The sequence below is a fragment of the Neobacillus sp. SAB-20_R2A genome (assembly GCF_049568635.1).
In the GTDB taxonomy this organism is placed as follows: Bacteria; Bacillota; Bacilli; order Bacillales; family Cytobacillaceae; genus Neobacillus; species Neobacillus citreus.
In genome coordinates this window covers 5,408,001-5,434,417 of record NZ_CP145895.1, presented here as the reverse complement: position 1 = coordinate 5,434,417, position 26,417 = coordinate 5,408,001, and the positions used below count along the sequence as shown (strand labels likewise).

Annotated in this window: 26 protein-coding genes and 1 riboswitch; of the genes, 20 read left to right on the top strand and 6 right to left on the bottom strand. The window is 44.4% G+C overall.

Annotated features, from left to right (window positions below):
• The first annotated feature begins 222 nt into the window (after positions 1 to 222).
• The 7 genes from V5M37_RS26665 to V5M37_RS26635 all read left to right on the top strand — a co-directional run bounded on the left by V5M37_RS26665 (position 223) and on the right by V5M37_RS26635 (position 7,205).
• Positions 223 to 906, top strand: a complete 684-nt coding sequence (locus tag V5M37_RS26665) for a CoA transferase subunit A (RefSeq protein ID WP_423799894.1) — start codon at positions 223 to 225, stop codon at positions 904 to 906.
• On the top strand, positions 903 to 1,559 hold the full coding sequence (locus tag V5M37_RS26660) for a 3-oxoacid CoA-transferase subunit B (protein ID WP_423799893.1): 657 nt from the start codon (positions 903 to 905) through the stop codon (positions 1,557 to 1,559). Before V5M37_RS26665 ends, V5M37_RS26660 begins: the two co-directional genes overlap by 4 nt.
• Before the next feature lie 13 nt (positions 1,560 to 1,572).
• Positions 1,573 to 2,769 carry a thiolase family protein gene (locus V5M37_RS26655; RefSeq protein WP_423799892.1) on the top strand — a complete coding sequence of 399 codons (1,197 nt, stop codon included), beginning with the start codon at positions 1,573 to 1,575 and terminating at the stop codon, positions 2,767 to 2,769.
• A gap of 76 nt (positions 2,770 to 2,845) precedes the next feature.
• Positions 2,846 to 3,586: a carboxymuconolactone decarboxylase family protein gene (locus tag V5M37_RS26650; RefSeq protein ID WP_423799891.1), complete on the top strand. Its 741-nt coding sequence runs from the start codon at positions 2,846 to 2,848 to the stop codon at positions 3,584 to 3,586.
• A gap of 124 nt (positions 3,587 to 3,710) precedes the next feature.
• On the top strand, positions 3,711 to 4,496 hold the full coding sequence (gene pcaD, locus V5M37_RS26645; RefSeq protein WP_423799890.1) for a 3-oxoadipate enol-lactonase: 786 nt from the start codon (positions 3,711 to 3,713) through the stop codon (positions 4,494 to 4,496).
• A gap of 433 nt (positions 4,497 to 4,929) precedes the next feature.
• Positions 4,930 to 6,342: a Na+/H+ antiporter NhaC gene (nhaC, locus tag V5M37_RS26640; RefSeq protein WP_423799889.1), complete on the top strand. Its 1,413-nt coding sequence runs from the start codon at positions 4,930 to 4,932 to the stop codon at positions 6,340 to 6,342.
• Entirely contained in the window at positions 6,339 to 7,205 is an 867-nt protein-coding gene (locus V5M37_RS26635) for an MBL fold metallo-hydrolase (protein ID WP_423799888.1), read from the top strand. The genes nhaC and V5M37_RS26635 overlap by 4 nt, the downstream gene beginning before the upstream one ends.
• A 122-nt stretch (positions 7,206 to 7,327) precedes the next feature.
• Here the strand turns inward: V5M37_RS26635 and V5M37_RS26630 are convergent, their stop codons facing one another.
• Both V5M37_RS26630 and V5M37_RS26625 read right to left on the bottom strand, forming a co-directional pair.
• Positions 7,328 to 7,894, bottom strand: coding sequence for a hypothetical protein (locus V5M37_RS26630; protein WP_423799887.1), 567 nt, complete (start codon positions 7,892 to 7,894; stop codon positions 7,328 to 7,330).
• Positions 7,895 to 8,145: 251 nt separating this feature from the next.
• Positions 8,146 to 8,808 carry a TetR/AcrR family transcriptional regulator gene (locus V5M37_RS26625; RefSeq protein WP_423799886.1) on the bottom strand — a complete coding sequence of 221 codons (663 nt, stop codon included), beginning with the start codon at positions 8,806 to 8,808 and terminating at the stop codon, positions 8,146 to 8,148.
• 197 nt (positions 8,809 to 9,005) lie between these two features.
• Between V5M37_RS26625 and V5M37_RS26620 the strand changes: the two genes are divergently transcribed.
• The 4 genes from V5M37_RS26620 to V5M37_RS26605 all read left to right on the top strand — a co-directional run bounded on the left by V5M37_RS26620 (position 9,006) and on the right by V5M37_RS26605 (position 14,455).
• Positions 9,006 to 10,544, top strand: a complete 1,539-nt coding sequence (locus V5M37_RS26620; protein WP_423799885.1) for a BCCT family transporter — start codon at positions 9,006 to 9,008, stop codon at positions 10,542 to 10,544.
• A 110-nt stretch (positions 10,545 to 10,654) separates the two neighbouring features.
• On the top strand, positions 10,655 to 12,706 hold the full coding sequence (locus V5M37_RS26615) for a CocE/NonD family hydrolase (RefSeq protein ID WP_423799884.1): 2,052 nt from the start codon (positions 10,655 to 10,657) through the stop codon (positions 12,704 to 12,706).
• An 82-nt stretch (positions 12,707 to 12,788) separates the two neighbouring features.
• The gene (locus V5M37_RS26610; protein ID WP_423799883.1) at positions 12,789 to 13,925 is read left to right on the top strand and encodes a M24 family metallopeptidase; all 1,137 of its coding nucleotides are present in this window, start codon (positions 12,789 to 12,791) and stop codon (positions 13,923 to 13,925) included.
• Between the two features lie 17 nt (positions 13,926 to 13,942).
• Positions 13,943 to 14,455, top strand: a complete 513-nt coding sequence (locus V5M37_RS26605; RefSeq protein WP_213143906.1) for a DUF2179 domain-containing protein — start codon at positions 13,943 to 13,945, stop codon at positions 14,453 to 14,455.
• Between the two features lie 96 nt (positions 14,456 to 14,551).
• On the opposite strand, the gene V5M37_RS26600 is transcribed toward V5M37_RS26605, so the two are convergent.
• Entirely contained in the window at positions 14,552 to 15,001 is a 450-nt protein-coding gene (locus V5M37_RS26600; protein WP_423799882.1) for a MarR family winged helix-turn-helix transcriptional regulator, read from the bottom strand.
• Between the two features lie 287 nt (positions 15,002 to 15,288).
• Here V5M37_RS26600 and V5M37_RS26595 point away from each other — a divergent pair, with 287 nt between their 5' ends.
• The 4 genes from V5M37_RS26595 to V5M37_RS26580 all read left to right on the top strand — a co-directional run bounded on the left by V5M37_RS26595 (position 15,289) and on the right by V5M37_RS26580 (position 19,342).
• Positions 15,289 to 16,509, top strand: coding sequence for a MalY/PatB family protein (locus V5M37_RS26595; protein WP_423799881.1), 1,221 nt, complete (start codon positions 15,289 to 15,291; stop codon positions 16,507 to 16,509).
• A 41-nt stretch (positions 16,510 to 16,550) separates the two neighbouring features.
• Positions 16,551 to 17,924 (top strand): APC family permease, encoded by a 1,374-nt coding sequence (locus V5M37_RS26590; RefSeq protein ID WP_423799880.1) that lies wholly within the window; start codon positions 16,551 to 16,553, stop codon positions 17,922 to 17,924.
• 86 nt (positions 17,925 to 18,010) lie between these two features.
• Positions 18,011 to 18,670, top strand: coding sequence for a carboxymuconolactone decarboxylase family protein (locus tag V5M37_RS26585; protein WP_423799879.1), 660 nt, complete (start codon positions 18,011 to 18,013; stop codon positions 18,668 to 18,670).
• A gap of 132 nt (positions 18,671 to 18,802) precedes the next feature.
• Positions 18,803 to 19,342 carry a CBO0543 family protein gene (locus V5M37_RS26580; protein WP_423799878.1) on the top strand — a complete coding sequence of 180 codons (540 nt, stop codon included), beginning with the start codon at positions 18,803 to 18,805 and terminating at the stop codon, positions 19,340 to 19,342.
• An 86-nt stretch (positions 19,343 to 19,428) separates the two neighbouring features.
• Here V5M37_RS26580 and V5M37_RS26575 read toward each other — a convergent pair whose 3' ends face one another.
• The gene (locus V5M37_RS26575; RefSeq protein ID WP_423799877.1) at positions 19,429 to 20,064 is read right to left on the bottom strand and encodes a nitroreductase family protein; all 636 of its coding nucleotides are present in this window, start codon (positions 20,062 to 20,064) and stop codon (positions 19,429 to 19,431) included.
• A gap of 150 nt (positions 20,065 to 20,214) precedes the next feature.
• On the opposite strand from V5M37_RS26575, the gene V5M37_RS26570 reads away from it, so the two are divergent.
• On the top strand, positions 20,215 to 20,556 hold the full coding sequence (locus V5M37_RS26570; protein ID WP_423799876.1) for a winged helix-turn-helix transcriptional regulator: 342 nt from the start codon (positions 20,215 to 20,217) through the stop codon (positions 20,554 to 20,556).
• Between the two features lie 116 nt (positions 20,557 to 20,672).
• Here the strand turns inward: V5M37_RS26570 and V5M37_RS26565 are convergent, their stop codons facing one another.
• Positions 20,673 to 20,810 (bottom strand): hypothetical protein, encoded by a 138-nt coding sequence (locus tag V5M37_RS26565; RefSeq protein ID WP_423799875.1) that lies wholly within the window; start codon positions 20,808 to 20,810, stop codon positions 20,673 to 20,675.
• Positions 20,811 to 20,831: 21 nt separating this feature from the next.
• A riboswitch (cyclic di-GMP riboswitch) is annotated at positions 20,832 to 20,916 on the bottom strand.
• A 222-nt stretch (positions 20,917 to 21,138) separates the two neighbouring features.
• On the opposite strand from V5M37_RS26565, the gene V5M37_RS26560 reads away from it, so the two are divergent.
• Entirely contained in the window at positions 21,139 to 23,334 is a 2,196-nt protein-coding gene (locus tag V5M37_RS26560; RefSeq protein WP_423799874.1) for a heavy metal translocating P-type ATPase, read from the top strand.
• A gap of 147 nt (positions 23,335 to 23,481) precedes the next feature.
• Here the strand turns inward: V5M37_RS26560 and V5M37_RS26555 are convergent, their stop codons facing one another.
• Positions 23,482 to 23,637: a hypothetical protein gene (locus V5M37_RS26555; RefSeq protein WP_423799873.1), complete on the bottom strand. Its 156-nt coding sequence runs from the start codon at positions 23,635 to 23,637 to the stop codon at positions 23,482 to 23,484.
• Between the two features lie 573 nt (positions 23,638 to 24,210).
• On the opposite strand from V5M37_RS26555, the gene V5M37_RS26550 reads away from it, so the two are divergent.
• The 3 genes from V5M37_RS26550 to V5M37_RS26540 all read left to right on the top strand — a co-directional run bounded on the left by V5M37_RS26550 (position 24,211) and on the right by V5M37_RS26540 (position 26,218).
• The gene (locus V5M37_RS26550) at positions 24,211 to 25,116 is read left to right on the top strand and encodes a LysR family transcriptional regulator (protein ID WP_423799872.1); all 906 of its coding nucleotides are present in this window, start codon (positions 24,211 to 24,213) and stop codon (positions 25,114 to 25,116) included.
• 200 nt (positions 25,117 to 25,316) lie between these two features.
• Positions 25,317 to 25,832, top strand: a complete 516-nt coding sequence (locus V5M37_RS26545; protein WP_423799871.1) for an acyl-CoA thioesterase — start codon at positions 25,317 to 25,319, stop codon at positions 25,830 to 25,832.
• A 23-nt stretch (positions 25,833 to 25,855) separates the two neighbouring features.
• Positions 25,856 to 26,218 carry a hypothetical protein gene (locus V5M37_RS26540; protein WP_423799870.1) on the top strand — a complete coding sequence of 121 codons (363 nt, stop codon included), beginning with the start codon at positions 25,856 to 25,858 and terminating at the stop codon, positions 26,216 to 26,218.
• Positions 26,219 to 26,417: the final 199 nt, after the last annotated feature.

The following is a 26,417-nucleotide window of genomic DNA, read 5'->3' as shown; positions in this document are numbered from 1 at the left end:
AAGAAATCGGGTCACAAGTTGACTACGACGATGGAAAGTTGAGATCTTCACGGTGAGAACGGCATCCCCGTTTTCACACTAATGAGGGTAGCCCAGCCTTTCCAAAAGAAGTGCACTAGAGTTGCGCTCTCTTTTGGGATGGCTGGGCTTTTTGTTTGGAAAAAAGGTGTTGGAAATGAACGCCAGTCGAGTTTAGGCGATTAATTTTTAGAGGTGATCGAAGTGCAAAAACAAATGAAGCCAGAAGAGGCAATTCAAAAAATTCAATCAGGACACACCCTGATGGTTGGCGGGTTCGGCCTTGTCGGTGCACCGTTAACATTGATTGACGAACTGACACGCCACGATGTCAATGAGTTGACCGTGATCAGTAATAATCTTGGCGAGGCTGGAAAAGGCCTTGGGATTTTATTGCGCCAGGGAAAAATCAAAAAGGCGATTGGGTCTTATTTTACCAGCAATCGCGAGGTCGGCGATTTTTATAATCAAGGCAAGCTTGAAATTCAATTAATGCCGCAGGGAACGATGTCTGAATCGATTCGTGCAGGAGGTGCCGGGATTGGCGGTTATTTTACCAAAACAAGCGCCGGAACGGAACTAGCAAAAGGGAAAGAAACAAGGGAAATCAACGGTGAGCTTTATGTGCTTGAGTCTCCATTGAAAGCCAATGTCGCGCTTGTCAAAGCGGCCAAAGCCGACACTCTTGGAAACTTGGTTTTTTATAAAACGGCACGAAATTTCAATCCGTTAATGGCAACGGCAGCGGACTTTGTGATTGCCGAGGTCGATGAGATCGTTGAAGCGGGCGAGCTTTCACCGGAAGAAATCGTCACCCCGCATTTGTTCGTGGACGCGATTGTCGAAAGTCAATTGATTTTAAGTAAAGAAGGAGTTGTTTCCAAATGACCAACAAAGATATTCAAGAGTTGATTGCCAAGCGCGCGGCAGCAGAACTGAAGCCAAACTCGGTTGTGAACCTTGGAATTGGCATCCCTACGCTTGTCGCGAAATATGTTGAGCCGGGTTCGGTCTTTTTCCACACTGAAAATGGGATGCTCGGGGTGGAGGAGCTGACGAGCGAGGAGGATTTGGATCCAAGCTTGGTCAATGCCGGAAAGCTTCCTATTTCAGAAGGTATTGGCGCTTCTTATTTTAATAGTGGCGAGTCCTTCGCCATGATCCGCGGCGGGCACGTGAATGTTGCCATCCTTGGCGCGCTTCAGGTTGATCAGGAAGGTTACATTGCCAACTGGGCGATTCCCGGAAAAAACATTATGGGCGTCGGCGGCGCAATGGATCTGTTGAGCGGAGCTGGCAAGGTCATTGTTACGACGAATCATACATCGAAAAATGGCGAGTCGAAAATCGTCGCGAAGTGTTCATATCCGATTACATCACTTCGGAAGATCGATGTTATCATTACCGAATTAGCGGTATTTAAGATTGAAGGCGGAAAGCTCGTGTTAAAGGAACTAATGCCGGGTGTGAGCTTGGATGAAGTCAGAGAAAAGACCGAGGCGTCTTTTGAAATAAGTGAAGAGATTATTGTCTTACAGTAGGGAGTTGGAAAGAATGGATAATCGAGTATTTGTGGTCAGCGCCCAGCGGACGGCGGTAGGAAAAATCGGCGGAACATTGAAGGACCTGCAGCCGGATGAGCTGCTAGTGCCGTTATTTAAGGATTTACTTTCGAAAAATTTCATTCCGGTTGAGGAAATTGATGAAGTCATTATCGGCCAGGCAAAACAAAGCCAGGACCAATCCAATATTGCGAGGAAAGCTCTTCTGATGGCGGACCTGCCTGAATCACTGCCAGGCTATACTGTTCACCGTGCCTGCGGCTCCGGTATGCAGGCCATCCATAATGCGTTTATGGCAATCCGCTCCGGCATCGGCCATGCCTACATTGTCGGCGGGGTAGAAAGTATGAGTGCTGCTCCTTATTACATCCGCAATGGCCGCTATGGATTCTTGTCCGGCAATGCGGAAATTTTGGACCCAAATAAAGAAAGCCAGCCTGGTTCACAGCCTGAGGATAAATATGGCCGGCTGGTGATGGGAATGACGGCTGAAAATCTGGCTGAAGACTATGCGATTTCCCGCGAGGAGCAGGATGTTTTTGCCTATGAAAGCCAGGTAAAAGCACATGAAGCGATTGAAAGCGGCGCTTTTGAGGATGAAATTGTTCCTGTGAAAATTCCCCAAAAAAAGGGCGAGCCGATTATCTTTTCAGTAGATGAGCACCCAAGGAAAACGAGTTTGGAAAAATTAGCTGCACTAAAGCCTGCTTTTAAAAAGGATGGAACGGTGACGGCAGGAAATGCCTCTGGATTAAATGACGGAGCTTCGATGCTTCTAGTCGTATCCGGGGATATGGTCGAAAAATATAAGCTTGAACCGTTAGCGGAAATTACCGCACTTGGACTTTCCGGCGTAAAGCCCGACCGGATGGGAATCGGCCCGGTTGAAGCGAGTGAAAGAGCTTTGAAAATGGCTGGAATCAGCAAAGACGAGTTGGATTTGGTAGAATTAAATGAAGCGTTTGCAGCTCAGTCCCTGGCGTGCTTGAAAGAATTGCAACTGCCGATGGAAAAGGTAAATGTCAACGGCGGAGCCATCGCCCTTGGCCACCCGATCGGCAACAGCGGCGCCAGAATCTGCGTATCGCTCATCCACGCAATGAAAAAAAGACAAGCAAAATGGGGCCTCGGCACCCTCTGCATCGCCGGCGGCCAAGGGATTGCTACCGTTTTCCGTTCTGTAAATTGAAGCATAGGGACGGTTCTCATGCATCATTTTTTCATGGGGACGGCTCTTAGAAAAATAAATGTTTGGAGATGGTGACATGTCAACAGAATTTAATGGGTTGGAATTTTTCGAACAGGTATACGGTCAGGTTCCAGAATGGGTAGCCAAAATGCATCATTTTGCTCCTAAGGCGCTTGAATATTACACAAAATTACGGGGCGAAATTTTAGTAGACGGAGCCCTTTCCAAAAAAGAAAAAGAATTAATCTTAGTCGGCATCAATGCGGCCCGCCGATATGAACGCAGCATGATTTATCATACCAAGGGAGCCATTGATTCAGGCGCAACCCTCGAAGAACTTGCAGACATCCTATCCGTCTGCATCATCTCCAGAGGCATCCCAGCCTGGTTCACCGGCGTAAAAGCCCTCGAATACGCGGTATCTGAACTCGGAGTGAAGCAGGGGGACGGTTCTTCTGCCTCATTTTCGGACGAGGCAGCAGTTAGTGCTCTGGCTTATTATGAAAAAGAAGCAGGCGGAGAACTTCCTGGCTGGGTGAAGGTTTTACATCAATACAACCCGGCATGTTTAGAAGGATACGCTGACTTAAGAAAAACAGTCCTAAGAGACCATGTTGTCTCTCGTAAACTGAAAGAACTAGTTTTAGTCGGAATCAACGTCGCGGAAATGTATCCAAAAGGAATTGAACTCCATACCCAGGGAGCCAAAAAATTCGGAGCAACCGACGCAGAAATCGCCGACGTCTCCCTAGTCGCTCTACTGACTGCAGGCATCCCAGCCTGGTTTGAAGGCAGCGATTTTTTAGAGGTTAAGTGATGAGAGGGTGATGCAAGGGGACGGTTCTCATGCCTCATGTGTTTTTTTAAATGATGCATGGGGACGGTTCTCCTGCCTCATCCCTTTTTTGAAATACTATTATAAGTAACAGGGGTGTTTTTTCATGAATTTTATCGATGTAAACGGGGTTCGTCTGCATTACCGTTTCGACGGGGCGGAGGAGCTTCCGGTTGTAGTCCTATCCAACTCGTTGGGAACGGATATCACCATGTGGGATCCCCAAATAGAAGAGTTAACGAAATACTTCCGTGTGCTGCGTTATGACACACGCGGTCACGGGGTTTCTGATGTTCCTGCTGGTCCCTATTCCATTGATCAGCTTGGCCAGGATGTTGTGGGCCTGTTAGACAGTTTGGAGATTGAGCGTGCCCACTTTGCAGGCGTTTCGATGGGAGGCATGACCGGCATGTGGTTAGGTCTGAATGCTCCCGAGCGCCTTGGGAAACTGGCGCTTTGCAATACGGCTGCCTTTATCGGGCCGCGTGAAATTTGGGATACCAGAATTAACGCTGTACAAAACGGCGGGATGGAGCCAATAGCTGAGGGTGTCACAGCTCGCTGGTTTACTGAATCCTATGTGCAGCAGGGGACGGAAGAAGTGGAGCAGGTAAGAAAGGTGTTCATAGAGACATCTGCTGCTGGCTATGCTGCTGCCTGTGCGGCTGTTCGCGACATGGACGAGCGTGACACGGTGAAAAATATTACTGTGCCGACATTGGTCATCTCAAGTAAAGATGATTTGGCTACTCCACCACGCGACGGTCAATACTTAACCGACCAAATTGAAGGTGCACGCTATGTTGAACTTGAAGGTTCTCACCTTTCGAATATCGAATCAGCAAAAGAGTTTACAAAGGCATTGGTAGATTTTCTTCGAGGGATTGCTTAAATTATTATCAAAAAAAGACCTTAAAACGTCGTATCACAGCTTAAAGCCCAACCAGCAATCGTCCGCTGGTTGGGCCTTTTTGTGTGAAAAAAACGGAATGATGCACAAGAACTGTCCCTCTGTTTCATGCGAATACTTATAATGAGGCACGAGAACCGTCCCCATGCATCACTTACCCAATTTAAAAAAGATTGACTATGATGATTCATTCTATTAATATATCCATATACTTAACTGCGTAAAAGCATAAAAGCATAAAAGCGTTGAACTATTAAAGCGACTGATATCATCTTTGAAATCAGAGCCTGAGAGGGAACTAAGGGCCAGCTTCGGCCGTTATAATCCGCTAACTAGGGTGGTACCGTGGAGCTTCCTTCCCTTTTAGGGATAGGGGGTTTTTTATTTTATTAAATTATCTAAGGAGAAGGTGTACATGAAAAAGGAACTGTCTACAGGGAAGTCGCTCATTCCTATTATTGCTTTGATTGGCGCTGCTGCGTTTTCTATTTTCATTTGGAAAGCGGGGATGCATATTCCGTTAATGATTGGAGTAATCGCAGCAGCCATTGTTTCCATTATGGCTGGGTGGAGCTGGGATGATGTCCAAAAGATGATGGTAAATGGTGTCGCAAGGGCATTGCCTGCCGTATTTATTTTGCTTATTATCGGTATTATTGTCGGCACATGGATTGCGAGCGGAGTCATTCCGACGATGATTTACTATGGATTGTCCATTATTAAACCTGCCATGTTTATACCGATTGTGGCACTGGTTACCGGAATTATCTCTATTACACTAGGAAGCTCATTTACTTCTATTGCAACAATTGGCCTTGCTTTCATGGCGATCGGACAAGGCCTTGGTTTCTCTCCAGGGCTTGTAGCAGGAGCAGTGATTTCAGGTGCCTATTTTGGTGATAAATTATCTCCCTTGTCTGATACAACCAACATTGCTCCAGCGATGGCTGAAACCGACTTGTTTAGTCATGTCAAGCACATGCTTTGGGATACGATTCCAGCTTTTCTACTTTCCATTCTATTGTATTGGGTAGTGGGCCAGTCAGCAGGGATCAATAGCGGGGCAGACACAAAGGTCATTGGTGCAATGAAAACAGGTTTGGATAATGTTTTTGTCATACACCCCTTACTATTATTGATGCCAGTATTAACCATTATTTTAATGGTTAAAAAAACACCTGCCATTCCGGCATTAATGGGTGTCGGTATTTTAGGCGGTGTGCTCGCCATCTTCGTTCAGGGTTCTTCAGTAACTACTGTCATTCAAGTCATGACAAGCGGATTCCATGTAGAGTCTGGAGTAAAAGCATTAGATTCCTTGTTAAATCGAGGCGGACTTATGTCGATGCTGGGGACAATTGGCTTGTTAATTTTAGCAACCGCACTTGGGGGAATTTTAGAAGAGACGGGTTCGTTCGAAGTATTAACTAAAAAGTTGATGTCAAAAGTTCATTCTACTGGCACCTTAATCAGCACCACCATTCTTTCTACCTTTATAGTCGCATTTGCCAGCGGGGCACAATTTTTAGCCATTATTTTACCAGCCAGAACATTTGTTAAGAACTATAAGAAGATGGGGATTGATACGAAGAACCTTTCTCGCTGTGTAGAAGCTGCAGGAACTGTTGGAATCAACCTTGTTCCGTGGGGGGTACCTGCTGTATTTGCTGCGGGAATACTCGGTGTTAGTCCAGGTGAATTTATTCCGTTTGCGTTCTTTGCCTTCCTTGTCCCACTCATGAATATTTTATTCGGATTTACCGGTTGGACGATTACAAAGAAAAACTACGAAGGCGAAACAAATCACAAAAGGAGTGTTTCACTATGAGTGAGGTCATCTTAAGCGTATTAGGAACTGCTCAAGATGCTGGGCTGCCCCATCCCAATTGTTTTTGTAAAAATTGTTCAGAGGCAATCAGAAACCCGAAGTTTAGACGCCTTGCCGCATCGTTGGCGATTGTCGAACCCAATGATCAAACATGGCATTTGATTGATGCATCACCTGATCTGAAGGAGCAAATGGCAAGGCTGCAAATGAAATACGATCTGCAAACCAAGCTAATGGATCATATTTTTTTAACTCATGCCCATTTGGGACATTACCCCGGTTTATTATTTTTAGGACGAGAAGCCATTGGCGCAAAGGGAATCCCGGTAATGGCCGGTTCAAAAATGAAGTATTTATTAGAAGAACAGGCTCCATGGAGCCAATTAACGAAGCTTGGCAATATAAATGTCCAAGAAATCCAGGATAGCCAAGACGTTCAGGTTTCTCCTCTGGTTACGGTAACACCTGTTGAAGTACCGCATCGAAATGAATTTTCGGAGACATTTGCTTTTTGGATTAAGGGGCCAAATAAGAAAGTCCTCTATATTCCAGATATTGATCGCTGGCACGAGTGGGACCATGACATTCACTCCGTTTGCGAGGAAGCAGACATATGTTTACTCGATGGGACCTTTCATTCTGAAAAAGACCTTGAACATATTGGGCGGGATTATCGCGAAATCCCCCATCCGCTCATGACAGAAACAATGGATTTGCTGCAAGATTTAACAACAACGACTGAGATTTATTTCACCCATTTAAATCATTCAAATCCGGCAATCGATTCAGAGCAGGAGATTCGGAACCAAATTGAGGCAAATGGATTTCATATTGCAGAAGAGGGAGTGGAGTTTAGGTTATAATCCTGCTAAGTAATTTGGGCTCGGTCATAAATATTAATGAAAGCCAATTCAAATGCGAATGGCTTTCATTTTTTGCCTTTTATACTAATGTTTCTCTTAATTTAGATCATATTTTTTACACTTTAAAATAAAAATCTTCCGATACTAATTAGACTGCTGAGAATTCCCAGCCCCCCTAATGCTCCTTTTCCAACCTTAAGTAAACCTCCGAACATCCCCGGTTGACCTTGACCCGCGTTATTCCACCAGCCCATCGGAACTCTTGGATTACCCCAGCCTGCTGGATATCCATAATTTCCCAAGACCAGCGGACGTCCAGGACCTCCCCAACCCATCATTTGCCCTTGAGTGTTCCAACCTGTTTGATTCACTGGCGACCAACTGGCTGGCTGACCCTGGGTACTTAAACCAGTTTGATTTATGGGGGCCCAACTGGCTGGCTGTCCTTGAACACCTAAACCTGTTTGATTTATTTTCGCCGCCCAATTAACCGGATGCCCAGGATCATTATTAACCGGACCCCACCAACCTACTGGATTAACTGGACCACTCCAGCCTGCTGGAATTCCAAGACCATTTAATTGGTTAACTTTAGGCATTTGTTCTTGCAGGTGTAATGGTGATACCGAAATTTGGTTATTATATGACTGCCTTTGTCCACTTAATTTCGTATATTTATAATGGTACATCTGCATAACTCCCCATCTTAAAAACATAATGTTAAGGTTAGGGTATGTAATTTGACTTTTTATGATTGGTTAAATAACTACGTGAATAGGCCAAAATAAAAAAGTGCGCCGGGAGGGCTTGCATAAACTTTTTATAGAAAAAAAGAGCTTAAAACGTCGTATAACAATCTAAGGCCCAATCAGCATTCGTCCGCTTGTTGGGCTTTTTTCCGTGATAACAGCCAATGAGGCAAAAGAACCGTCCCCGTGCCTCACCCAAAGTTAAAAACAGCTTGGTTTCTGACGATTTCTGTGATGTAGTTCATGGTCATTTGCATGGCTTCTTCTGGTGTGTATTGCCTGCGGTTGTTTAGGATGTTGGTGAACATGCCTTGCCAGATGAGGATGGTGATTTCGTTGATGGCATCGATATTTTCCACTTTGATATAACCTTCCTTTAGGGCTAATTCCAAGTATGATCTTCCTCGTTTGGACATGTTCCGTTCGAATAGAATCGGTTTTAGCTCCTCCGGGATGGTGATCAGTTCCTCCGGATAAATCTGATAATAACGTTCAAGCAGATTTTCCGGTTGTTCTCCTAGGTCCATGATAAAGACAGCATGAAAAATCTGCGGGTTTTGGAACGAGTGCTTGCAGAAGCATTCCCAGGCCAACAAGTATTTCTCAATGGGATTATTCCCTTTATCCATATATGTGGCCACTTCATCTGTATAGGGCTTTAGAAACTTCATCGCCGCGAAAAAAGTTAAATGTGAGATCTCGGAAAAATAATTATAGATGGTGGCACTATTGTAGCCTGCTTTATCGGCCACCTTCCGAATGGTGATCTTATTAATGCCCTCTTCCTCAATAATTTCCGCCGTCGCTTCTACAAAATATTGCCACATACGGCTCATTTGGATTTTCTTCTTCATCACAGCCATTTCTCCTCACATCCATCATCTTTTTTGAGTATATCAAATTTTTAGAATTTTCATTGAAAAATTTCGGATAGAATAATATAATCTTAATTATAAAGTAATCATGATTATATTTTAACCAATTTTACCACGATTGGGGGCTTTTAGAAACTATTTTACTAGAAATGAAATTTTCACAAAGGAGTGAAAGAATGGGGAAGGTAAAAATTGATCCGATTGTATTTTGGTCTTCATTAATTGTTATTGTTGCTGCAACCTTACTACTGGTCTTCAATCGTGAAACGGCGGAGCCGTTATTAAACAACATGATGACAGACATTACGTTTAAGCTGGATTGGGCGTTTCAGTTTCTGACTGCAGGATTATTTATCTTGCTAGTTTGGCTGATTTTTGGACGCTATGGAAAAATCAAACTCGGCGAAGGAAAGCCTGAATTCTCCAACTTCAGCTGGGGCGCGATGCTGTTTTGCGCCGGGATGGGTACGAGTATTATGTTCTGGTCGATCATGGAACCGATCTATTATTATACCGGCCCGCCATTCGGCATCAAGGCAAAAAGCCCTGAAGCGGCGGAGTGGGCTGTCACCTACGGTTTATTCCATTGGGGGATTTCAGCATGGTCATTGTATGCGCTTCCGACCGTAACCATTGCTTACTCATTCTTTGTGAAAAAGCAATCCTCTTTAAAAATCAGTACGGCCTGCCGTGGCATTCTCGGCAAACATGCCGACGGTTTAGTTGGGAAAATCATTGATATCCTTGTAATTTGGAGCTTGGTCGGAGGACTTGGTACTTCCCTGGGACTTGGTGTTCCGATGATTTCTGCCGTTATTGGAGAACTTTTGGGAATGGAACAATCACTTGGCTTAAGCATCATCATCATTCTTATCTGGACCGTTATATATTGCTCGAGCGCCTATCTTGGACTCTATAAGGGCATCCGTAAATTAAGTGACATTAACGTGTACATGGCCTTGGCGCTCGCCTTATTTGTGTTGCTAGCAGGACCTACGCTGTTTATTTTGTCCTATTTTACAAACAGCTTTGGTCTGATGCTGCAAAATATTGTACGCATGAGCTTTTATACAGACCCGATTAATAAAGGAGGCTTCCCACAGGGATGGACCGTCTTTTACTGGGCCTGGTTTGCGGCAACCGCTCCATTTATGGGTCTGTTTGTTGCCCGTATTTCAAAAGGAAGAACAATTAGGGAATTAATCAGCGCGGTTCTGTTATGGGGCTCGTTAGGAAGCTGGCTGTACTTTGCGGTGTTTGGCGGTTATGCGATGAACCTTCAGCTGAATGATATTGTCCCAATCACAGAAATTCTCGACAAACAAGGAGGCCCTGCCGCGATTGTCGCTGTCTTAAAATCTCTGCCGCTCAGCACCATTGTCTTGATTTTCTTCGTGGTTCTCGGCTTTATTTTCCTAGCGACTTCATTGGATTCAGCCACTTATATTCTTTCTGCTATTGCCACTAAAGAACTAGTGGGTGAGCAGGAGCCGGCGCGCTGGCACCGTCTGTTATGGGGAGGCATTCTGGCCATTATGGCGGTAGCCTTGTTAATGATTGGCGGGCTGAAGGTCATTCAAACTTCCTCCGTGATTGTGTCCGTTCCGGTTATCATCATTTATCTGTTGCTGACAGTGTCCTTACTCCGGTGGTTAAAGCAAGATTACGGCAGCCCATCTTCAAAAGACCTTGATTTAGAGGAAAAGGCGGGCTAAGTCCTCAAAGAAATGATTGCTAACGCGCAGTGTGCCGCCATGGCTGCTGCGCTTATCCTTATCAGGCGTTTTTTGAAAAATTTTAGGGAAAAGGTTTTGGAGGTTTTTTCATGGTTTTTAATGTACGTGATTCTAATCTTTCTATTAAAAAGGAATTCCCGCGCAAGGTCCGTGTAATCGAGCATGTTTGGATTCCGATGTCGGACGGCACGCGCCTTTCTGCAAAAATCTGGCTCCCGGAGGATGCCGAACAGCATCCGGTGCCGGCAATTTTAGAATATATCCCATACCGGAAAAATGATTTTACGGCATTAAGGGATTCGATCCGCCATCCTTATTTTGCGGGGCATGGCTATGCGAGCATTCGCGTCGATATGCGGGGGGCTGGCGATTCGGAAGGAATTCTTTATGATGAATACCTGCCACAGGAGCAGGAGGATGCCCTTGATGTATTAAGCTGGATTGCGGAACAGCCATGGAGTACCGGAGCGGCCGGCATGATTGGCAAGTCGTGGGGTGGCTTTAATGGCCTTCAGGTGGCTGCAAGGCGTCACCCTTCTTTAAAAGCGATTATTACCCTTTGCTCGACTGACGACCGCTACGCCGATGATGTCCATTATATGGGGGGCTGCGTGCTGGCATCTGATATGCTTTGGTGGGCTTCGACGATGCTTGTTTATAATGGCCGTCCTGCAGACCCGGAAGTGGTCGGGGAAACGTGGCGCTCGAGCTGGCTTGAGCGGCTTGAAAAAACACCGCCATTTGCCGAGGAGTGGTTGAAGCATCAGCGAAGGGATGCCTATTGGAAGCATGGTTCTGTCTGTGAAAATTATGCGGATATCGATATTCCGGTCTTTGCTGTTGGCGGCTGGGCAGACGGTTATACGAATGCTATCCTGAGGCTGCTAGAGGGATTGCCGGGACCACGGAAAGGATTAATCGGCCCGTGGGCGCATGAGTATCCGGAGGTAGCAGTTCCCGGTCCGGCGATTGGCTTTTTACAGGAAGCCTTGCGCTGGTGGGATTATTGGTTAAAGGGAATCGACACCGGCATAATGGAGGAGCCGATGCTGAGGGCTTGGGTGCAGGAAAGTGTACCACCGCAAGTAGATTACGAGGAACGTCCTGGCCGGTGGGTGGCCGAAACAGCCTGGCCGTCGCCGGCGATCGAACCTGTGGATTTTTGGCTGGATGAAAAAAGAATGTCAGAATTGGTCCCGGGTGAAAAACAGGAAATCCTCGTTTCTAGTGTCCAGCAGCATGGACTTTATTCCGGTGTTTGGTGCCCATTTGGCCAGCCGGGCGACCTCGCTTCTGATCAACGGCTCGAAGACGGGCTGTCGGTGTGCTTCGCTTCAGAACCCATGACGGAACCGGTGGAAATCCTCGGTTTTCCGGAGGTAACAGTGGAATTGTCGTCTGACCGGCCGAACGCTTTGCTTGCCGTCCGGCTTTGCGATATCGCGCCAGACGGGGCCTCAACCTTGGTCAGCTGGGGCATGTTGAATTTAACTCATCGGGACAGCCATGAGTTCCCAACTCCGCTTGTTCCAGGTGAGCGTTATACCGTAACCGTCAAGCTCAATGCGATTGGGCATGTGCTGCCTGAAGGACACCGCTGGTCGGTCGCGTTATCGCCAACCTATTGGCCGCATGCCTGGCCATCGCCGGAACCGGTGACCTTGAAAGTTTTTACAGGTGAAAAAACGCGTGTGACCTTGCCGGTACGGCCGCCGCAGCCGCTGGATCAGGAACTGCCTGAATTTGGTCCTCCGGAAACCGCCGCTGTCGCCGAACGGGAAATCCTTAGGGCCGAGAACCGCACCCGGAAAGTCCACCATGATTTAATTAACGGAGTATGGGTACTCGATGACTTTTCAGACGAAGGAGCCCGCCGCCTGCCTAGTAATGGTCTCGAATATGGCAGTATTAATCGGAATGTTTACACCATTAAAGAGGGCGACCCGCTGTCGGCCGAGGTTAGCTGCGAATGGACGCTGACGGTGGGCCGCGGAAGCTGGCAGACACGTCTTGAGAGTGTGAGTACCATGAAAGCAGATGTCTCTAAGTTTTATCTCACCAATGAATTGACAGCTTTTGAGGGTGAGGAGCAAGTTTTTTCAAAAAAATGGAATAAGGAAATTCCGCGCGATCTAGTGTGAAATGATATAAATGATCCCCTGGTGAAGACCTAGTCTGCCAGGGGGTTTTTTGAGGGAAAAAGTAGATTTGGGGGGAGTTTTAATGAAGATAAATAAAAGGATTCAAATTTTTCGAGAGTTTATGGAGCAGAAGGGCGTCAGACTTAGTCTGATTTGGGATCCCGACAATCAATATTATTTAAGCGGGTTTCGAGCGATTATCTATTCGCGTCCCATTGTGACGCTCATCCATGCGGATAAAACTGAACTTATTGTTCCAGGGCTGGAAGAGCTTCATGCCTTAGAAAAGGCAAAAGTTGACAAACTCTATGTTTATTATGAGCAGATTGATATGTCTCACAAGGAGATTTCCTATTTAGATCATTTAACTAGATTGCTAAAAAAATATCCTGCCGGAACAAAGCTTGGCGTTGAATTGGGGCTGCTGCCTGCGAGCGTCTATTTATTTTTACAAGAGCAGGGCTTTGAGCTTGTCGATGTTGGCCAAAAAATTATTAACATGAGAGCGATTAAAGATGAACAAGAGATAGAGCTGCTGAAAATTGCCGGCCAGCTGTCCGACTATGCGATCGGCGAATCGCTCAAACATGCACGGGCCGGAATTAGTGAATTGGAATTCGATTCGTATGGTGACAAGTTTTTATTGGAAATTGCCTCAAAGGACTATCCGGAGGAGTTAATTGGCTACGCGAATTGGACCTGTTCCGGAATCAAGCGGAGCGCCATGCCGCACCTTTACTCCAGCACGCGGAAATTTGCCGATGGCGATGTTGTCGTTCACAGCCGTCAGGTGTGGTTTAACGGATACCGAGCCGAAAACGAGCGGACGTTTTTTGTCGGAAAGCCATCTGAAAAACAAAAGGACTTATTGAAATTGGCGATCGAGGCGCAGCGGGTCGGCATGGAAATGATTCAGCCGGGAATTACGGCAAAAGAGGTCGATATTGCGTCGTATCAGGTTTTTAAAAAGGCTGGTTACGGAGAATATGTGAATCATCGAATCGGACATGGGTTAGGATTATCGGAACACGAGGAACCGTACTTGCGGTTTGATAATGACTTGGTGCTCGAGGAGGGCATGGTTTACACTATTGAGCCAGGCGTGTATGTGCCGGGCCTTGGGGGCTTTAGGCATTCCGATACGATTATTTTGACCAAGACAGGAAGTTTTTCGATTACCCAATACCCTCGTGAACTAGAATACATGCTTTTTGATTAACAGCTGAGGTGGACGTCATGTCGTCAATTATTCTTACCATCATTGTGATTAACGTTTTATATGTTTCTTTATTTACTTTGAGAGTGATGATTGTCATTAAAGGTTACCGGGTCCTAGCCTCAGTGCTGTCGATGGGTGAGGTGTTTGTCTATTTGATGGGACTGACGATTGTCCTTGATAATCTTGATAAACCCATGAACATCGCAGCCTACTGCTTTGGTTGGGGACTAGGTGTGTTTGTCGGCAGTAAAATTGAAGGGTATTTGGCTCTTGGTTACGTCGTGATGGAGGTCATCGTGGAGCCGGTGGACTGTATCCTGCCTGACAAACTCAGGGAACAGGGCTATGGAGTCACTTCTTGGGGGGCCGATGGAAAGGAAGGCAAGCGGCTGGTCATGAAAATCCTGGCCAAACGAAACCGCGAACAAAAACTCAAAAACCTCATCCTATCCCTATCACCAAAAGCCTTCATCATCTCCTACGACCCCACCCACTTTAATGGAGGGTTCTTGCTAAAGAGGCTTGGGTGAAGCATGGGGACGGTTCTCATGCCTCATTTATAGAAAAGGAGAAAAGGGGACGGTTCTTTTGCTTCCAAAGTGAAGCAAAAGAACCGTCCCCGTGCTCTATTTCGACGTATTTTCTGATAGGATGGATGATATTTTGATGTAGACTAATAGGTCTTCTTCGGAAAATTGGTGTAGTTTGTTTAGTATTTTGGTATATTCCGCTTTATCTAATTGGTAATGGAAATCGTAAACCATCTTTCCTTTTTCTGTTAGTTCTAGGATGAATTCCCGTTTATCGATTGGATTTTTGGATTTTAAAACTAGGCCTTTTTTAATTAGTTTATTAACCATTTGAGAGATGGCGCCTTTTGTTTTTTTTGTAAGATTGGCAAGTTCGGAAGCAGTTGTTTGGGTCTTGTTTCCGATTAAATTGATTGTATGTGCTTCGACCATATAAAGCTCATCTTCGGTACCGTACTTTCTAGGTATACTTTCGTAGGAGCTAATTTGTCTGGAAAGGTCATAGACAGATTCCATTAATTCATAAATAATCTCTTCCTTTTTCATTTCTGCTCCTTTTTAAAAATTTAATAGATTCTTATCTTTATTATAGCATAATACTTATTTTTCCAGTCATTTTTATCAGATGGAATAGCCTCCAATATCGATGAGAAGAAAGACCTAACAATTATATTTCGATATAGTTGTTTTAATTTTCAGAATTTTTATTGACTAAATATAGTATAGTTGCTAAACTATATTTAGATGGTTTAGGTACTAAACTATCGTTAAAAGGATTTATTTTAAAAGTTCTTGAAAGCGTTTTAATTCAAAAGAGGGGGAGTTGATTTCAAGTGAAGTACGATTTTGACCAAATCGTCGACCGCAGAAATACGTATTCCTTGAAATGGGACGGCGGCGATTTAATTAAGGAATTGGGAATTACCAAGAGGTATGATCAAGAAACTTTGCCTTTATTTACGGCGGACATGGATTTTCCCGTTCCACAGCCTTTACTCGATGCTTTGCATCAAACAGTCGAGCATCGGATATTTGGTTACTCCATTTTTCCAAAGGAGTACTTCGAGGCGATTCAGCATTGGTTTAAGAAGAGACATGACTGGGACATCCAAACAGAAGAAATTGTCTATAGCCCGGGAACGGTCCACGCATTAAATGTGGCGGTACGAGCTTTTACAGAGCCAGGTGATGGGGTCATTATTCAGAGACCAGTCTACCCCCCGTTTACAGCAGCGATTGAAGGAAACGGAAGACAAGTCGTCAATAACGCCCTGATCCGCGAACAGGATGGAACCTATTCAATTGATTTTGAAGACTTCGAGACAAAAGCAAAGAATGAAAACACGAAGCTTTTTATCCTCTGCAATCCGCATAATCCCACCGGAAGAATTTTTACACCAGAAGAATTAACAAGATTAGCAGATATTTGTGAAAAAAATCAGGTTATTATCATTGCGGATGAAATTCACGGGGACTTAATTCGCCGAAACCAAACCTTTATCCCAATCGCCAAAGCGGCAGCGAACACGCAACATATTATTACCTGCACGGCCATCAACAAAACCTTCAATGTGGCCGGGCTTCATTGCACCAATGTCATCATTCCGAATCCTGAGCTTAGGAACATCTTCAGTCAAGCCATGGGGTTCCAATTACCATCGCCTTTTACCGTATCAGCTTTAATCGCTGTCTACCATGAAGGAGAGGAATGGCTTGAACAGTTGAAGGAGTATTTAGATGAAACGATGGAATATGTTAAAGGCTTTTTTGCTGAAAAAATGCCACATGTAAAGGTACACATTCCGGAAGGAACGTATGTGATGTGGATGGACTTTAGTGCCTATGGAATCACGCCAGAAGAGGTTCATGATCGTATTTACAACAAAGCCAATGTCTTATTGGAAGATGGTAGTATGTTTGGTGAAGAGGGACAAGACTACCAGCGAATTTGCGTATCTTCCCCAAGACCGATTATTAAGGAAGCGCTGGTAAGGATCGAAAAGGAATTTGCCGACCTTGCGTCTCCGAACCACAATACAGTTACCACACGATGATGCAGCAACAATCCCAAAAAAACATATAAGAGGTGAATGAAATGGCTAGTCAAGAATCTAATTTAAAAAAGGTTTTAGGTCTTGGAGATGTAATGAGTATTAGTATCGGACAAATAATTGGTGCTGGAGTCATGGCCCTCACTGGAATTGCTATTGGGATGACGGGGAGCGGCGTTTCGTTGGCCTTTGTCATTTCATCCATCTTTACGATATTTATGGTTATTCCAGTTGCCGTGATGGGTTCTGCGATTCCGACAACAGGAGGATTGTACAGATATACAAGCCGGCTATTGTCTCCAAAAATCGGGTTCTTTTGGTTAACGTTATTTATTCTTGGACAGTTAACCCTGGCCATGTATGCGATATCCTTTGCGGAATATGTTCAAGGTCTTGTGCCGAACGCACCGTTAAAGCTGATCGCCTTTTTGCTTCTGACTGTGTTTTATATTGCGAATATAGTGGGCGTACACTTCGCAGCCCTTGTTGAAAAATTAATGGTTGTTGTCTTGCTGCTTGCCTTGATTGTTTTTGTTGTCTGGGGAATGCCAGAGGTAAATTATGCCGTGTTTAATTCAGGAGAAATGTTCACGGGCGGCTTTGTTGGATTTTTTATGGCGGTAGGATTGTTATCCTTTGCTACCGGCGGTGCGCAGGTCATTGCCGAGCTAGGCGGGGAGATGAAAAATCCGGGGAGAGATATCCCGCTGACGATCATCACAACGACATTGGGTGTCGGAATCTTGTATGCGTTTATGGCGACGATTGCTGCAGGGGTGCTGCCGATTGCCGATGTTGCGAACAAGCCTTTAACAGATGTGGCCAAAACGATTTTACCAAAACCTCTCTTTATCTTCTTTATGGTGGGCGGAGCCATGTTTGCCTTAGCGACAACGTTAAATGCGACTCTTTCCTGGGTTACCAAAGGAATTATGATTGCCTGTGAAGACGGCTGGCTGCCAAAATCCTTAGGGCAAGTAAATAAAAAGTTTGGAACACCGCACTGGTTACTTACTTTATTTTATGTGATTGGAATAATTCCTATTTTAACAGGACTTTCTTTAGGCGTCATATCGGCACTGGGTACTGGAGTATTCTTGCTGGCAAATATGATTCCGGTTTTCGCTGCTACCAAGCTGCCTAAAAAACATCCTGAGCTATATCAGGCGGCACCATTTAAACTCCCGCCGCTGGTTTTAAATGCCGTTGTCTATATTGCGATTGCCCTATTATTTTTCCAAGGATATTTACTCATGTCATCATTATCTATGCCAATCATTATCGGGACGATTGTCTATATAGTAGCTGCCGCAGCCTACGTTATGATAGTAGGTAAAAAAATAACCCACGATCCCGGCCACTTCGGCTTCGGCGGGCATGTAAACCCAACTGAAAACCCCAAGAATATAGGAGTCTAAAATGATGCATGGGGACGGTTCTCATGCCTCACTTTGTGAGGCAGAAGAACCGTCCCCCCGCATCCAATGAAATGGAGGTAAAAGATTTGATAAATGAAAGTTTATATAAAAAGTCAAATATTCGTAGATTGCCGGAATTAGGAAAGCTTGCGCCCGAAACATTTAAAGCTTTTGTAAAGTTTGACCAACTAGCTTTGGCGCCAGGTGCGATTCCTCAAAAAACAAAGGAACTCATTGCTGTCGCTGTGGCACATGTAACGGGTTGCCCTTATTGCATTGATGGTCATGTTTCGAAGGTGAAAAAACTAGAGGCTTCGAAGGAAGAGATGCTGGAGGCGATTATGGTCGCGACTGCTTTGAAAGCAGGTTCGGCCTTGGCACATAGATTAAATGCCTTGAATGCCTATGATGAGGATGGGGAAGAAGAGCTTTACAAACGCTCAAATATGAATCGATTTGGCGAATTCAAAGAATTAGGGCCAGAATCCTTTCAAGCCTTTGTGAAGTTTGATACGCAAGCTTTGAAAGCCGGGTTATTAAGCTGTAAGGAGAAGGAATTAATTGCTGTTGCTGTCGCCCATGTGACAGGCTGTGCATACTGTATTGAAACTCATACGAAAAAGGCCAAGCAATTGGATGTTACGAAGGAAGAGCTCGTCGAAGCCATCTTTGTCGCAACCGCACTAAAGGCAGGGTCTGCACTGGCCCATAGTGTGAATGCGCTAAACGCATACGATGAAAATTAAATAGTGAGGCGTGGGGACGGTTCTTGTGCATCATGATGCACAATAACCGTCCCCATGTTTCATTTTTAGGTTTATAGCAAATAATAGAAATGGTAGTAAAATTGTTTTTTGAAAAGGATTTGAGGGAACGTAATGTTACACACTGTGGTTTCGTATTTAAGATTTGCGCTGCCTTTTCTTTATTTGCTGGGTTCCTGGCGCTGGGGTGATTGGAGGAATTGGAAGGAGTACTATCCAACCATTCTTTTTTTCGTAACCGTGAACTTTTTTATTTCTATTATTATGTATGAATATCCACTATGGACTTATAAAGAATCTTTTTTTATTCCCAACCATACTATTGTTGATTTTATTATTGCTTTTTTGATTTTCCCCCAAATAGCCTTTATATTTCTTTCAAAATACCCTTTTCAGGCAAAAATGCTTAACCAGATAGTATATATATCTTTCTGGGTCATCTTTGGTATCGCATTGGAAAGCCTTTTTAAGGCTGCAAACCTCATCTCCTATGATCATGGATGGAATTTCTGGTGGTCTCTCATAGTCTGGATTTTTATGTTTTTTGGCCTGCGCCTCCACCACACCAGGCCCATCTTAGCCTGGCTCGTCTGCTTCATATGTACAATTTTTTTAATAACATACTTTAACATCCCCCTATCGAAATACAAATGATGCATGGAATGATGCATGGGGACGGTTCTTATGCTTCACTCGAAATGATGCACGAGAACCGTCCCCACGCCTCCCCACATTACTCATCAAACAAACTCTATTACGTCCTCCACAGGAATCCGTGTGGTTTTGAATGCCGGTGCCGCTGCTTTTCCTAGGGAGATCAGGAGCATTGGCATGTAGCGGTCGGATACTTGGAACTTGTCCATGAATTTTTGTTTGTCAAAGCCGCCCATTGGGACAGTGTCGTAGCCTTTTGCTTTGGCAGACAGCATTAGCTGCATCGACACTAGGCCTGTATCAAAGGCCGCTATATTTTTGCGAACTTCTTCGGGTAAGTTTGAGTACAAGCTGTTTGAACCAGCAATTAGACGGTGCATGTTGGCTTCATCCATATATCCGGCTTCATTAGCACTTCGGTACACCTTCTCAATATTTCTGTACATTTCCTTATCACCCAAAATTGCAATCACGGCTGAAGAGGTTTCGACCTGCTCTTGATTGTTTGCAATCTGCCGGAGCTCTTTCTTCACTTCTTGGTCCTCAATCACGATAAATCGCCAAGGCTGGAGATTGCTTGAAGAAGGAGCCAGGATAGCCTCATTTAAGATTTCTTCAATTTCCTCGCGGGCTATTTTAAAAGTAGGATCATATTTTCGAACAGAGTGACGTTCTCTGATTACATCGCTAAAACTTTGTGCATTCATAGTTGCAGTGGACATTCTTATTGCCTCCTTTTGAAAAATAAAACTTACTAAAAGTAAGCTATTTTAGTTTCGTGTTTTAGCTTACTATTAGTAAGTAAATGAGTCAAGTGAAAACTATTGTGATATAATGTGAAAATATTGGTGAAAAGCAAATGAGGTAAGAAAATGGAAAAATCAAACTGTACCTGTAGCGAACAAGAGATTAGTAAAATTTGTAAGGATTTTCACGGAACGATTGAATTTATCGGAAAACGCTGGATGGGGATTATCATCTATCAATTACTCAATGGGCCTAAACGCTTTCATGAACTAGTGGAGAACATCCCTGGCATTTCTGACAGGCTATTAACAGAACGGCTGCGAGATCTTGAAAAAGAAGGCCTGGTCATCAAAAAAGCCCTTGTCCCTTCGCAAAAGAAGGTCGAATATGAATTAACCCCAGCAGGCAAGGAGCTTGAAACGGTTATTACTTCGATCCTTCACTGGGTTAAAACAAGGCAGAAGTGAGGCATGGGGACGGTTCTTGCGCCTCATTAATGCACAAGAACCGTCCCCACGTATCAAAACTACTAATAAAAAAGGGCAGCAATAACATGCTGCCCGTAGCTTCGGATATTGAGGATCTACAGTTGGTTTGAGACTATCGTTAGTAATGCACTAAGAACGATAGTGGCAAAAACTATAGAGACATATACAAGGTTTTTCTTCATCTTTTTCCTTCTTAGTACTTCCTCCGGCGTAAGCCAGTAACTCTTCGACATCAAAATTCCCCCTATATATTTGATGGCAGCTGGCTGGCCTTGTTCCATCACAGAGGCCCCTATAGCTTTGCGTCATCACCTTTCAGTGATTTTGCCCTTACATAGATTAAAGGATTTTAAGAAATTTGTCTATATTTGTCGAAAATGAAACGTGGGGACGGTTCTCGTGCCTCATTTTGGGCTCGTTGTGATGCACAGGGACGGTTCTCGCTCCTCATTCCCGGCTCGTTTTGATGCACAAGAACCGTCCCCATGCATCGTTCTAAAGCTCTCCTATTGTTAATAGAATATATTAATTTGAGGAAGTTGAAAGTGGTGAATGTCGAGGATGAAGGAAACTGCCCATATAGAGATTAGTGGGATGTATTGTGCCGCTTGCGCCGCCAGAATTGAAAAGGTTGTCTCCAAATTAGACGGGGTCGAGGAAGTGCAAGTCAATCTGGCAACGGAAAAGGGGCGCGTTACATTCAGTAAGAATCGGACAAGCATTCAAGAAATTATAAATAGAATCATTAAGATAGGCTATGATGCAAAAATCGACCGGCAGAATCATGTTCAGTCCGAATTGGAGAAACGGAAAGAAATGACGGTTCTCAAGCGGCATTTTTTTGTCTCTGCCTTGCTTACTTTACCTTTGGCGTGGGCGATGTTTGCGCATTTTACATGGGCTTCTTTTATTATAGTGCCAGAGCTGTTTCTCCAGCCCCTCTTCCAATTTGCTTTGACGATTCCGATTCAATTTGTCATCGGGTTCAAATTTTATGAACGGGCTTGGAAGGCGCTGAAAAGCGGCAGTGCGAATATGGATGTTTTAGTCGTGTTAAGTACGTCGGCCGCCTTTTTTTATAGCCACTATTTAACATTCACGCATTTAAATAGTTCAGCACATCCTGTGTTGTATTATGAAACAAGCGCCTTTATCATTACTTTCATTTTATTAGGAAAATTTCTTGAAGCTAGAACCAAAATGAGAACCACACAGGCGATTAAGCAGCTTTACCAATTACAGATGAAAACCGCCACTTTGTTTTTGAATGGAAAGGAATCTCCATCCCCTGTTGACAGACTGTCTCCGGGGCAGGTGATTATTGTAAAATCTGGCGAAAAGGTCCCGATTGACGGGAAGGTAATCGAAGGGAGTTCGATGGTTGACGAGTCTTTGTTAACAGGAGAAAGCATTCCTGTTGAAAAAAGCAACGGTGATGCTGTCTATGCTGGGACCATCAATCAGAACGGCACTTTAAAAATAAAGGTCACAAAACGGGACTCTGAGACGACGTTGTCGCAAATCATTCGGATTGTCGAGGAGGCGCAAGGATCTAAGGCGCCGATTCAGCATATCGCCGATAAAGTGACCGGCATTTTTGTCCCGATTATTATTTTGATTGCGCTGCTTACGTTTGTTCTGTGGTATTGGATGCTTCAGCCGGGGGTTTTAAGCGAGGCACTCGAGAAGATGATTGCCGTCTTAATTATCGCCTGCCCTTGTGCCTTAGGGCTGGCCACGCCTACGTCCGTCATGGTGGGGAGTGGACGAGCCGCCCAGTCGGGGATTCTTTTTAAAGAAGGGAAGTTTCTTGAATTACTTGGGAAGAGCACCACGGTAATCTTGGATAAAACCGGAACGATCACGAAAGGCGAGCCGCACGTTACGGACGTGTATGTAGAGCATGTTAGTGAGGGAGAGTTCTTTGCCATTATCGGTGCGGTGGAGGGATCTTCGGGCCACCCAATCGCGAAGGCTATCGTAGCAGAAGCCCGAAGAAGGATAGGTAGTCTTCCAATTGCAAATGAGGTTGTCGCGATCCCGGGTTATGGGATTAAGGCGGTTGTGGACGGAAAAGACGTGTTGATTGCGAATCCAAGTTATTTTTTGAAAAATAAACTTTATATCCCGCGTAGAGCGGGTAAGGAAATTGGACGACTTGAACAAGAAAGGAAGACGGTGATGGCGGTTGCGATTCAAAACCGCTTTGCCGGGATGATTGCTGTTGCCGATGAGGTAAAATCAGCCTCGAAAGTGGTGGTATCTGGCTTGAAAGGGATGGGACTGGACGTCATCATGCTGACAGGCGACAACCTTGAGACTGCCAAGGCGGTTGCAAAAAAGACCGGGATTTCAAAGGTGAAAGCGACCGTCACACCACAGCAAAAGGCGGAAATCATCCGAGTATTGCAGAAGCAAGGAAAGAAAGTAGTGATGGTGGGGGACGGGATGAATGATGCTCCGGCCTTGACTGTCGCCGATGTCGGCATCGCCATGGGGACCGGCTCTGACCTGGCCATCGAATCCGGCGACATTACCGTCATCAAAGGAGATTTAAGCAAAGTGGTTGAGGCCATCCAAATCAGCAAAGCCACTATGACCAACATCAAACAGAACTTCCTCTGGGCCTTCCTATACAACATCATCAGCATCCCATTCGCCATGCTCGGCCTCCTAGCCCCCTGGCTCGCCGGCGCCGTCATGGCCTTCAGCTCCGTCTCAGTAGTCCTAAACGCCCTTCGCCTAAACAGAATGTGATGCATGGGGACGGTTCTCATGCATCATTTTCAGTGCGTTTTCCAATGATGCATGGTGATGCACAGGGACGGTTCTTATGCCTCAATTTCAAAAGCAGCTTGCCTACGATAACGGGCAAACTGCTTTGTTTATTACATTAAAATGAGGTTATTTTTTATTGGCTTGACGTCCGCTTTTTTTCTGGCTTTGTGAACTGGTGTTTCCAATTTGAAATTCATTGCCTAATTCAATATCGTTTCTTTTATCGTGTTTCTCAATTTGTTCTCGCGTTTGATCTCGTTGCATACCCTGGCTATTAGACACGATTCATTCCATCTCGCTTTCCGATTAGTCTTTTTAAAAATTGCAAATAAGGCATGAAAAAAAGGGGGTACTGAAGCAAATCAGTATCCCTTTTTTGTGGAAGTACAGAAGAAATCCTGGGTTGGGTCTGTTCCGAAGACTTTTCTGATCTCACACAACTATTATTATGTACTCATACTCAATATTATATTAGGTCATGGGGACGGTTCTCGTGCCTCACTTTCGAAAACTGGCTTGCTTACATCTCAGGCAGGGTGGTTTTTTTTGCTAAAGGAAAACTCGAAATTTGTTCGAGTATGGAGGAAAAGTATCCTCTATTTCCCAAGCAATTTTCGACGAGTTTTTCCACTGCATTCAAGGAAAAATGTATAATAACGGGGTTTTGTAAGGATTCAACCAAACGATTGGTTGAAAAAGAAAAACGGGAACCCTGTAAAAGTCTCCCGAAAAATCATAAAACAGTCTCTTTGAACTCGTCATTTTGATGCACAAGAACCGTCCCCATGCATCACCCATGCATCAATTTGTGGTAAACTATATAATATTTAATCCTATATAAGGTGTTTGATTTATTTGGAGTTTAAACAGTTGGAGTGTTTTATTGAGGTTACACGGACGGGGAGTTTTACGACGGCGGCGGAGAATTTGTTTATTACGCAGCCGGCGCTGAGCAGGATTATTAAGTCGTTGGAGGATGAGCTGGGGACGCCTCTGTTCATTCGGACGAGGAAAAAACTGGAGCTGACGGATGCGGGGCGGGTTCTCGTCAAACATGCCGTAAAAGTCGAGGAGCAGCTGCAGCTATTGAGCGAAGAGCTTGATACCGTGCTTAAGTTAAAAACGCGGCATGTCCGCATCGGGCTTCCGACGATCACCAATTCGATTTTTTTCTCGCAGCTGATTGCATCGTTCCATCAGGAATATCCAGAGGTGACCTTCCAATTAGAAGAGGATGGGTCGAAACGGATAGAAGAGAAGATTATCAATGGTTTACTCGACTTTGGAGTCATCGTTCTTTCTGAAGAAAATGATCTTCTGGACAAATATATGTTTGTAAAAGAAAAACTGAAACTGGTTGTTCCACCATCACATCGTCTGGCCGCCAAAAAAGAAGTGTCACTGCAGGAACTGAAAGAAGAAAGCTTTATCATGTTTAATAAGGATTTTGAGCTGCGAAATCTCGTCATCACGGCCTGCAGGCAGGCGGGCTTTCAACCGGCGATTATTTCTGAAACCTCACAGTTGGACTTTATTCAGGAATTGGTTGCCTACAATATCGGGATTACATTATTGCCTGAGACTACTTGTTTGGAATTGAAAAATGATTTTAAAACCATTCCCGTCACTAATCCGGTGATTGAATGGAATCTGGCGTTGATTTGGAAAAAGGATGAGCACCTATCGAAGGTTGCCAAAGAGTTTATCCGCTTTGCGAGGGTAAAACTGGCGAAGGAAAACCCCTCCACTGGAAATTATTAGAAAGCTTCCTCTTGTAAAAGGGGGAGCTTTTTTCGGTTCCACCTGACAGGAGGCGCTTTCATACAGTTTTGTTATGAACACCATGTTCTATCGGCATTGTATTATAACACAGTGGCCGTAATATAATTTTCTATATCAAAAAAATTAATGCCAACGGGGCTGCCGCTTCGAAAGGTATTTTTATATATAGGGTGATGGAAATGCAAACAAAAAAAGTGAAAGAAACACGTGTTGTTCAAACCGACCAAGTGCTCATCAATGATTTGAACAACTACCATACATTATTCGGCGGCGTTCTAATGAAGAAAATGGATGCCTGTGCAGTGCTTTCTGCCCGCAGACATACACGGATAAAAGAATGTGTAACAGCATCAACGGATTCCGTCAATTTCATCGAACCAATTCGCGTCAGTGATTCGGTCTGCATCGAATCCTTTGTCAGCTATACAGGGAAAAAGTCAATGGAGATTTTCTGCAAGGTAGTTGCTGAGGATTTGGAAACAGGAAACCGCAGAATTGCGGCAACGGCGTTCTTTACGTTTGTTCCTTTAGATGAAAATAAACGGCCAATCGAAGTGCCAGCGGTGATTCCGGAAACAGAGGAAGAAAAGTTTCTTTTTGAAACAGGCAAAGAACGTGAACAAATCCGCAAGCTGAAAAGGCAGCAAAACAAAGAACTCGTGTCTAAACTTACAGTAGATAAGCCATGGGATTAATACGAATCAAGGGGGAGAAATACATGGTCATCGTTTCAAGCTATAACGAATTAAAAAATGTGCAAACAGCTATCGAAAAATTAAATGCTTCCATTTATCAAAAATTTATTAATATCATTAAACTGACTCGCCAATTTCATTATGGATATCAATATATGGGTTCCTTACTGATGGAGGAAGACTCAAGCCATTACGAGCCAGCAACCCAGGATGAATACGTTCTGTCAGTTTATTATGGTGAAATAGAAAAATTGAAAACAGACAACAAATTCCGTGACCTAAAACAACTGCTAAACAACTACAAACAATTAGGCTACGTAAACATCAGCAAACTCGCATTAGGCGAAAACCCACAAGCACTAGTCGGTCCAACTCTCATCAGATAATGATGCATGGGGACGGTTCTCGTGCCTCAAAAATTGAGGCACAAGAACCGTCCCTTTGCTTTACCTGTGCCCCCATTTCCCTCTCTTCTTTTTCAAGCAAAGACAATACCCATTTCTGTTAAGAAAACATGGAAATCAGTCCAACTTCATCTATTTTCGACTAATTATGACAATTTTGGGACGTAAAATGATCCTTTGT

Coding starts and splice junctions, on each gene's coding strand:
- V5M37_RS26660 (WP_423799893.1), top strand. CDS start 903: ATGACCAACAAAGATATTCAAGAGTTGATTGCCAAGCGCGCGGCAGCA.
- V5M37_RS26655 (WP_423799892.1), top strand. CDS start 1,573: ATGGATAATCGAGTATTTGTGGTCAGCGCCCAGCGGACGGCGGTAGGA.
- V5M37_RS26650 (WP_423799891.1), top strand. CDS start 2,846: ATGTCAACAGAATTTAATGGGTTGGAATTTTTCGAACAGGTATACGGT.
- pcaD (WP_423799890.1), top strand. CDS start 3,711: ATGAATTTTATCGATGTAAACGGGGTTCGTCTGCATTACCGTTTCGAC.
- nhaC (WP_423799889.1), top strand. CDS start 4,930: ATGAAAAAGGAACTGTCTACAGGGAAGTCGCTCATTCCTATTATTGCT.
- V5M37_RS26635 (WP_423799888.1), top strand. CDS start 6,339: ATGAGTGAGGTCATCTTAAGCGTATTAGGAACTGCTCAAGATGCTGGG.
- V5M37_RS26630 (WP_423799887.1), bottom strand. CDS start 7,894: ATGTACCATTATAAATATACGAAATTAAGTGGACAAAGGCAGTCATAT.
- V5M37_RS26625 (WP_423799886.1), bottom strand. CDS start 8,808: ATGAAGAAGAAAATCCAAATGAGCCGTATGTGGCAATATTTTGTAGAA.
- V5M37_RS26620 (WP_423799885.1), top strand. CDS start 9,006: ATGGGGAAGGTAAAAATTGATCCGATTGTATTTTGGTCTTCATTAATT.
- V5M37_RS26615 (WP_423799884.1), top strand. CDS start 10,655: ATGGTTTTTAATGTACGTGATTCTAATCTTTCTATTAAAAAGGAATTC.
- V5M37_RS26610 (WP_423799883.1), top strand. CDS start 12,789: ATGAAGATAAATAAAAGGATTCAAATTTTTCGAGAGTTTATGGAGCAG.
- V5M37_RS26605 (WP_213143906.1), top strand. CDS start 13,943: ATGTCGTCAATTATTCTTACCATCATTGTGATTAACGTTTTATATGTT.
- V5M37_RS26600 (WP_423799882.1), bottom strand. CDS start 15,001: ATGAAAAAGGAAGAGATTATTTATGAATTAATGGAATCTGTCTATGAC.
- V5M37_RS26590 (WP_423799880.1), top strand. CDS start 16,551: ATGGCTAGTCAAGAATCTAATTTAAAAAAGGTTTTAGGTCTTGGAGAT.
- V5M37_RS26580 (WP_423799878.1), top strand. CDS start 18,803: ATGTTACACACTGTGGTTTCGTATTTAAGATTTGCGCTGCCTTTTCTT.
- V5M37_RS26575 (WP_423799877.1), bottom strand. CDS start 20,064: ATGTCCACTGCAACTATGAATGCACAAAGTTTTAGCGATGTAATCAGA.
- V5M37_RS26570 (WP_423799876.1), top strand. CDS start 20,215: ATGGAAAAATCAAACTGTACCTGTAGCGAACAAGAGATTAGTAAAATT.
- V5M37_RS26565 (WP_423799875.1), bottom strand. CDS start 20,810: ATGTCGAAGAGTTACTGGCTTACGCCGGAGGAAGTACTAAGAAGGAAA.
- V5M37_RS26560 (WP_423799874.1), top strand. CDS start 21,139: ATGAAGGAAACTGCCCATATAGAGATTAGTGGGATGTATTGTGCCGCT.
- V5M37_RS26545 (WP_423799871.1), top strand. CDS start 25,317: ATGCAAACAAAAAAAGTGAAAGAAACACGTGTTGTTCAAACCGACCAA.
- V5M37_RS26540 (WP_423799870.1), top strand. CDS start 25,856: ATGGTCATCGTTTCAAGCTATAACGAATTAAAAAATGTGCAAACAGCT.